This is a genomic window from Streptomyces sp. NPDC029044 (assembly GCF_040637495.1).
In the GTDB taxonomy this organism is placed as follows: domain Bacteria; phylum Actinomycetota; class Actinomycetes; order Streptomycetales; family Streptomycetaceae; genus Streptomyces.
Map to the genome: position 1 here is coordinate 46,732 of NZ_JBEZWN010000050.1, position 8,162 is coordinate 54,893.

5 protein-coding genes are annotated in these 8,162 nt (G+C 71.0%); all 5 read left to right on the forward strand.

Features of this window, described 5'->3' with window-relative positions:
- Positions 1–98: 98 nt before the first annotated feature.
- The 5 genes from AB0E85_RS30025 (at position 99) to AB0E85_RS30045 (ending at position 8,140) form a co-directional block, all read left to right on the forward strand.
- Complete coding sequence (locus tag AB0E85_RS30025; RefSeq protein ID WP_361933592.1) at positions 99–2,768, forward strand: SpoIIE family protein phosphatase; 2,670 nt, start codon at positions 99–101, stop codon at positions 2,766–2,768.
- Positions 2,769–3,139: 371 nt separating this feature from the next.
- Complete coding sequence (locus AB0E85_RS30030) at positions 3,140–3,823, forward strand: class I SAM-dependent methyltransferase (protein WP_361933595.1); 684 nt, start codon at positions 3,140–3,142, stop codon at positions 3,821–3,823.
- Positions 3,824–3,963: 140 nt separating this feature from the next.
- Positions 3,964–5,664 (forward strand): SpoIIE family protein phosphatase, encoded by a 1,701-nt coding sequence (locus AB0E85_RS30035; protein ID WP_361933607.1) that lies wholly within the window; start codon positions 3,964–3,966, stop codon positions 5,662–5,664.
- An 85-nt stretch (positions 5,665–5,749) separates the two neighbouring features.
- Complete coding sequence (locus AB0E85_RS30040) at positions 5,750–6,322, forward strand: PadR family transcriptional regulator (protein WP_361933598.1); 573 nt, start codon at positions 5,750–5,752, stop codon at positions 6,320–6,322.
- A 93-nt stretch (positions 6,323–6,415) separates the two neighbouring features.
- Positions 6,416–8,140, forward strand: a complete 1,725-nt coding sequence (locus tag AB0E85_RS30045) for an acyl-CoA dehydrogenase family protein (RefSeq protein ID WP_361933600.1) — start codon at positions 6,416–6,418, stop codon at positions 8,138–8,140.
- The last annotated feature ends 22 nt before the right edge of the window (positions 8,141–8,162 follow it).

Genomic DNA, 8,162 nt, shown 5'->3' on the forward strand with positions numbered 1-8,162 from the left:
GGGATCGCGCGAGATGCGGCCGCTCAGGCGCCCGAGATCAGTCGTGTCAGGTCGGGTGCGCCCTGGCCACTCGGGATCACTGGTGTTAAAAAGGTCGCATGGCGAGTCTTTTCGCCCGTTTTCAACGCCTGTCGGTCAAGCGCCTGATCAGCAAGAGCACGCGGAGCGTAGCCGGGCAGGTGTTGGTTTTCCAGGTGGCCCTGGTGGTGCTGCTCGTGGCCTGCGGGGTCTTCGCCCTCATCCTCCAGTCGGAGCGGGAGACCAGCGCCGAGGCGCGGCGCCGCTCCACGGCCGTGGCGCAGACCTTCGCGCACTCACCGGGTGTCCTTGCGGCCTTGCAGACCCCTGACCCCAGCAAGATCCTCCAGCCGCTCACCGAAGCGGCACGCCGGGCCGCCGACGTCGACTTCATCGTGGTCATGGACACCGACGGCATCCGGTACACCCACCCCCTGCCGGACCGCATCGGACAGCGGTTCGTGGGCGAGATCGGACCGTCGCTGGCGGGGAAGGTCTACGTGGAGAGCGTCGACGGCCCGCTCGGTCGCGAGGTGCAGGCCACGGTGCCGATCAAGGACGCCGGCAGCGAGGTCGTCGGGCTCGTCTCGGCCGGGATGAAGGTCGAGAACGTCGAGAGTCAGCTGACCCGGCAACTACCGATCATCCTGGGCGCCGGGGCCGGAGCGCTCCTGTTGTCCATCGGCGTGACGGTGCTGCTGGGCAGGCGGCTGCGCCGGCAGACACACAGCCTGGCCCCGGACGAGATGACCCTGATGTACGAGCACCACGACACAGTGCTCCACTCCGTTCGCGAAGGGGTGCTGATCGTGGCCGCCGACGGGCGGCTGGTGCTGGTGAACGACGAGGCCAGACGACTGCTGGAGCTGCCCGCGGACATCGAGGGGCGGCTCGTCCCGGACCTGCCGGGCCTCGATCCCGAGATGAAGGCGCTGCTCGCCTCCGGGCGCGAGGCCACCGACGAGGTGCACCTCGCCGGAGACCGGCTGATCGCGGTCAACCAGCGGCCCACGGGTCGCGAGGGCGGCCCGCGGGAAACAGTGGTGACCCTGCGCGACTCCACCGAGCTACAGGCGGTGACGGGCCGGGCGGAGGTGGCACGCGAGCGGCTCAGGCTGCTGTACGACGCCGGACTCCACATCGGTACCACCCTGGACGTGCTGCGTACCGCCGACGAGTTGGCGCGGGTTCCCATCCCCCGCTTCGCGGACTTCGTCACCGTGGACCTGGCCGACGCCGTCCTGCACGGCGAGGAGCCGGCCCCCACGGGGACGGACATGCGACGCGCGGCCGTGTCCGGCATCGTGGACGACCATCCGCTCACCGAACAGGGCCGGCTGTTCGACTACCTTCCCTCCACGCCCCATGCGCGCGGTTACGGCAGCGGCCGCTCCCAGCTGGTGAGCGATCTGCCCTCCGCCACGGGCTGGCGCGTGCAGGACCCTCAGCGGGCCAAGGCGATCATCGACTACGGCATCCACTCCCTCATCACCGCCCCCATCCAGGCCCGTGGCGTCGTGCTGGGCATGGCCAGCTTCTGGCGCACGCGACAGCACGAGCCCTTCAACGAGGAGGACGTGTCCCTGGCGGAGGAGCTGGTGGCCCGTGCCGCGATCAGCATCGACAACGCCCGCCGCTACACCCGCGAGCACGCCCTGGCCGTCACCCTCCAGCGCAGTCTGCTGCCGCAGGCCATGCCCGAGCAGAACGCCCTCGACATCGCCTACCGCTACCTCCCCGCCCAGTCGGGCGTGGGCGGGGACTGGTTCGACGTGATTCCCATGCCCGGCAGCCGGGTGGCTCTGGCCGTCGGCGACGTGGTCGGCCACGGCCTCCACGCCGCCGCCACGATGGGACGACTGCGGACCGCGGTGCACAATTTCTCCGCCCTGGACCTGCCACCGGACGAGCTGTTGAGCCATCTGGACGACCTGGTCGGAAGCATCGACCAGAACGAGACGGCGCAGAGCGCGGCGGGCGTCGTGGGCGCCACCTGCCTGTACGGCATCTACGACCCCGTGACGCGCCGCTACGTCATGGCACGGGCGGGGCATCTGGCGCCGGCGCTGGTCCACCCCGACGGGACCGTGACTTTCCCGGACGTGCCCGCCGGCCCACCCCTGGGCCTGGGCGGCATGCCGTTCCGGACCGCGGAACTGTGCCTCGCCGAGGGGACCCAGCTCGTCCTGTACACCGACGGCCTCATCGAGGACCGCAGACGCGACCTCGACGTGGGGATGGGGCTGCTGCGCGATGCGCTCACCGGCCATCCCGGCCGGCCGCCCGAGGAGACCTGCCAGGACGTGCTGGAGCGGGTGCTCCCCGAGCGCCCCAAGGACGACGTCGCCCTGCTCGTCGCCCGCACGCGGCAACTTCCGCCCGACCGCATCGCCGACTGGGACGTGCCACCGGACCCCGCCGCCGTCGCGGGCATGCGCGACGCCGTGTCCCGGCGGCTCGACGAGTGGGGCCTGTCGGAACTCGCCTTCACCATGGAGCTCATCCTGAGCGAGCTCATCACCAACGCCATCCGTTACGGCTCCGGACCGATCCACGTGCGGCTGATCCGCGACCGTACGCTGATCTGCGAAGTGGCGGACGGCAGCAGCACCTCACCGCATCTGCGGTACGCCGCGTCGACGGACGAGGGGGGCCGGGGCCTGTTCCTGGTGTCGCAGATGGCTGAGCGCTGGGGCACCCGGTACACCCCGCAGGGCAAGGTGATCTGGGCCGAACAGGCCCTGCCCTAGGTGGTCCGGCAGCCGCCCCGAGACGGGCCGGCCGGGGGCCTGGGCGGTTCCGTGTCCTCAACCGCGCCGTACCGCACCGAGCTGGGCCCGGTGCAGGCCGGGGGCGGCGAGCCGTTGCGCCACGGTGCGCAGGACGCGGGCCATCGCCCGTCTCGGCCGCTTCCCCGCAGCCCTCGGCCGCCGGGACGGGGCGCTCGGCGGGCAGCACGTGCTTCGGGTGTGCAGCCGAGCGCGGCGACGGCTCCGACCCCTCGACGACCGCCACCACACGGCGTTGCGCCAGGGATACCGTGCGCATGCGGGATGTCGACCCGGACACGATGAGGGAGGATGTATGCGAAACCACACAGGATCGGCAAGGGGGAACGCCTGTGAGCAGCAGCCCACCCGGCAAGCTGGACTACGACGACGCACTGCCTGACCGCACCGGCCAGGCCGAGGCCTTCGACGCCATCGGCGACCACTACGACCAGGCCTTCCCGCACAAGGAGGGGCAGGTCGGGGCCACCGAGTGGCTCGCGGACCGGCTGCCGTCCGGGTCCCGCGTGCTGGACCTGGGATGCGGCACCGGGCTCCCGACCGCCCGGCGGCTGGCGGAGGCGGGCTTCGAGGTCGTCGGCGTCGACCTGTCACGCGGAATGGTCGAACTTGCCCGCAAGCACGTGCCCGACGGCACCTTCCACCAGGTGGACATCGCTGATCTGCGGCCGGGAGGACCCTGCGACCTCGGCCGCTTCGACGCGGTGGCCGCCTTCTTCTCCCTGCTCATGCTGCCGCGCCAGGAGATCCCCCTCGCACTGCGGACCGTCCGCCATCTCCTGCTCCCGGACGGCCTGTTCGTGCTGTCGATGGTGGAGGCAGACGTGGACGACTTCTCGATCCCGTTCCTCGGAAGGACCATCCGGGTGTCCGGGTACCTGCGGGACGAGCTGAGGGAGACCGTCGAGGCGACCGGCTTCGAGATCGTCGAGGAGAACTCCTACACCTACGCACCCGCGAGCGCCGACGTGCCGCCGGAGGTGCAGATCTTCCTGCGCTGTAGGCGGCGCGACTGACAGCTCCCCCTCCGCCCGCACCGGCAGGGGAACACCCAGACGGAAGCGACGCTGTGACGAAGCACCTGGGAGCTCATGAACACCCCGGCCGACAGGCCAGGGCGAGCGGGCACGTCACGCCACCGCGCCGGCCACAGCTCCTGGGACCGCAGACCGACCGGCTCCGCTACCTCGACGAGGCGACGCGCCGGATCGCCCGCGGCATCGGTCTCGACGAGACGTTGCACGAACTGTGCCGGGCGGCCGTGCCGGCCTTCGCCGACACGGCCTTCGTCCACCTGTCCGATCCGCTGCCGGTCGGGGACGAAGGTCCCGGCTCCCCCGCCGTGCTGCGGCTGCACAGCACGGACCGGGCGCCGCCGAGGGATCCGGCCGCCCACGGGTCCGGTCTCCCCCCGGAGACCTCGGCGGCCGTGCGGCCGGCGGACGTCGTACGCCCGGCCGCCGACGGCCGGCTGGCCGAGCTGCTGCAAGCCGGTCGGCCCGTGTCGGCAGACACCCCAGGAGTCGCTCCCGCCCTGGCCGAGTTGCTGGGACGGGTGAGTCCTCCCCGAGCGGCGCAACCCGGACCGCGGCTGATCATCGCCCCGCTGCGCGGCCGCCGCCACGTCGTGGGCAGCGTCGTCCTCATCCGCCGCGCCGACCGGCCCGCCTTCACCGAGGACGACCTGCTCGTCGCCTCCCAGCTCGCCACCCACACCGCACTCGGCGTCGACAAGGCCGCGCTCTACCTCCGTGAGACATCGGTCGCCGCCGCGCTGCAACGCACGATGCTGCCTCCCGCACTGCCCCAGCCGACCGGAGTCCGGCTGGCGAGCCGTTACCTGCCCGCCTCACGGGCTTCCCAGGTGGGCGGTGACTGGTACGACGCGATCCCCCTGCCCGGCAACCGTGTCGCGCTGGTGATCGGCGACGTCATGGGCCATTCCCTCACGTCGGCCGCCATCATGGGCCAGCTGCGCACCATCGTGCAGACCCTGGCCGGGCTCGACCTGCCTCCCGACGAGGTCCTGCACCACCTCGACGAACAGGCCGAGCGGCTGGGCAGCGAGCACATGGCGACCTGTCTGTACGCGATGTACGACCCGGTACTGCACCGGCTGCTGATCGCCAACGCCGGTCACCCACCCCCGGTGCTCCTCCACACGGACGGCCGGGAGGAGGTACTGCCGGTCCCGCCCGGGGCACCGATCGGCGTCGGCAGCGGCGTCTTCGAGTCCACCGAGACGCACGCGCCGTCCGGAGCGACTCTGCTGCTGTACACCGACGGGCTCGTCGAGTCCCGCGACTCGGACGTGCTGTCCGGCGTGGAGCGGTTGTGCGCACACCTGCGCGCCGCTCCTGCCGGTTGGGAACCCCCGGCCCTGGAAGTGCTGTGCGACCAGGCACTCGCCTCGCTGGGCACGCGCGACCGGGACGACGACATCGCGCTGCTCGCGGCCCGGTTCGAGGGCATCCTGCCCGAGGCGGTGGCGTACTGGTACATGGCTCCACGGCCGCAGACCGCGGGGCAGGCACGCCGGCTGGCGCGAAGGACCCTGCACCACTGGGGCCTCGACGCGCTGGTGGAGCCGGCCGAACTGCTGGTCAGCGAGGTGGTGGCGAACGCCGTACGCTTCGCGTCCCGGCCGATCACCCTGCGCCTGCTCCGCACGGACGTACTCCGCTGCGAAGTGGGCGACGACTCGCCGCAGGTGCCGAGGATGCGGCACGCCAGGCTGAGCGACGAGGGTGGCCGCGGACTGTTCCTGGTCGATCAGCTGGCGGAGCGCTGGGGGGCGACCAGGGTGAGCACGGGCAAGGTCGTCTGGTTCGAGCAGGCGCTGCCCGGCCGGCAGTGACCAGGAGCAGGTGCGGGCGTGAGCCGTGTCGCATCGGCCTGGGTCGGGCTTGCTATGCAACAAGTTGCATAGCACGATCGTCGTCATGGCGCTCGAACACGCGATCCTGGTGTCGCTCTTGGAGAAGCCGGGATCCGGCTATGAGCTGGCCCGGCGTTTCGATCGGTCCATCGGGTACTTCTGGACCGCGACCCACCAGCAGATCTACCGCGTGCTGAAGCGCATGGAGAACGACGGCTGGGTCGAAGCCCGGGACGTCCCGCAGCAGCGACGGCCGGACAAGAAGGAGTACTCCGTCGCCGATCTCGGCCGGGCCGCGCTGTCCTCGTGGCTGCACGATCCGATCGAGCCGGAGAGCGTCCGCCACGACCTGGCGGTGAAGATCCGGGGCGCGGCCTTCGACGACCCGGCCGCCCTGATCCGCGAGGTGGAGCGGCACCGGCAGGCGCACCGGGACCGGCTGGAGCACTATCTGGCGGGCGAGGAGCGGGACTTCACGGGGGCCGCGGCGGGCGTCGCCCTTCCGGAAGCGCCGCCGGACGCGGAGCGGGAGCTCCAGCACGTCGTACTGCGCGGCGGCATCGCGTACGAGCGGATGATGATCGGCTGGCTGGACGACGTGCTCGCCACGCTGGCCCGCTTCGGCCCGGGCCACTGACCGCGCTCCACTGCACCGGGCGCAACTGCTCCACCGCTTCGGCCGCCATACCTCTCGATTGCCACCCGTCACCGACCGATTGGGTTCCTCACCATGGCTGACCAACTGCTCTTCAACCCGCGCACCTACGACCCCGCGCACTTCGACCCCGAGACACGCCGCTTGCTGCGTGCCACCGTCGACTGGTTCGAGGAGCGCGGGAAGCGGCAGCTCATCGAGGACTACCGGACCCGCGCTTGGCTGGGTGACTTCCTCGCCTTCGCCGCGAAGGAGGGCCTGTTCGCCACCTTCCTGACACCGTCGTCCAGCGCCGGGGAGGGAGAGCCGGACAAGCGGTGGGACACCGCCCGTATCGCCGCGCTCAACGAGATCCTCGGCTTCTACGGCCTGGACTACTGGTACGCCTGGCAGGTCACCATCCTCGGCCTCGGCCCGGTCTGGCAGAGCGACAACGCCGCCGCCCGCGCCCGCGCGGCGGAACTCCTCGCGCAGGGAGAGGTGTTCGCGTTCGGCCTGTCCGAGAAGGCCCACGGCGCCGACATCTACTCCACCGACATGCTGCTCCAGCCCGACGGCGACGGCGGCTTCCGCGCCACCGGCTCCAAGTACTACATCGGCAACGGCAACGCCGCCGGACTCGTCTCCGTCTTCGGCCGCCGTACCGACATCGAGGGCCCCGACGGCTATGTGTTCTTCGCCGCCGACAGCCGCCATCCGGCCTACCACCTGGTCAAGAACGTCGTCGACTCGTCCAAGTTCGTCAGCGAGTTCCGCCTGGAGGACTACCCCGTAACGTCCGACGACGTCCTGCACACCGGCCGCGCGGCCTTCGACGCCGCCCTCAACACGGTCAACGTCGGCAAGTTCAACCTGTGCACCGCCTCGATCGGCATCTGCGAACACGCGATGTACGAGGCCGTCACCCACGCCGGCAACCGCGTCCTCTACGGCCGCCCCGTCACCGCCTTCCCGCACGTGCGGCGCGAGCTGACCGACGCGTACGTCAGGCTCGTCGGCATGAAGCTGTTCAGCGACCGCGCTGTCGACTACTTCCGCTCCGCCGGTCCGGACGACCGCCGCTACCTGCTCTTCAACCCGATGACGAAGATGAAGGTGACCACGGAGGGCGAGAAGGTCATCGACCTGATGTGGGACGTCATCGCCGCCAAGGGCTTCGAGAAGGACAACTACTTCAGCCAGGCGGCCGTGGAGATTCGCGGCCTGCCCAAACTGGAGGGCACGGTCCACGTCAACCTGGCGCTGATCCTGAAGTTCATGCGCAACCATCTCCTCGACCCGGCCGAGTACCCGAGTGTGCCGACCCGTCTCGACGCGGCCGACGACGACTTCCTGTTCCGGCAGGGACCGGCGCGAGGCCTGGGCTCGGTGCGCTTCCACGACTGGCGCCCGGCCTTCGAGGCGTACGCGCACCTGCCCAACGTCGCCCGTCTGCGCGAACAGGCCGACGCACTCTGTGAGTTCGTCGCCACCGCCGCCCCCGACGCGGAGCAGAGCCGCGACCTCGACCTCGTCCTGTCGATAGGCCAGCTCTTCGCACTCGTCGTGCACGGGCAGCTCGTCCTGGAGCAGGCCGCGCTGACCGGACTCGACGAGGACGTACTCGACGAACTCTTCGCCGTCCTCGTACGGGACTTCTCCGGGCACGCCGTCGAACTGCACGGCAAGGACTCGGCGACGGAGCAGCAGCAGGAGTGGGCGCTGGCCTCGGTCCGGCGGCCGGTCGTCGACGAGGCGCGCACGGAGCGTGTCTGGCAGCGGGTCGAGGCGCTGTCCGGCACCTACGAGATGGCCCAGTAGGGGCGCCGCATCCGGTCACCGG

Bases quoted from the DNA above. Each gene is read 5' to 3' on its own strand.
- AB0E85_RS30045 (WP_361933600.1), top strand. From the start codon at position 6,416: ATGGCTGACCAACTGCTCTTCAACCCGCGCACCTACGACCCCGCGCAC.
- AB0E85_RS30025 (WP_361933592.1), top strand. From the start codon at position 99: ATGGCGAGTCTTTTCGCCCGTTTTCAACGCCTGTCGGTCAAGCGCCTG.
- AB0E85_RS30040 (WP_361933598.1), top strand. From the start codon at position 5,750: ATGGCGCTCGAACACGCGATCCTGGTGTCGCTCTTGGAGAAGCCGGGA.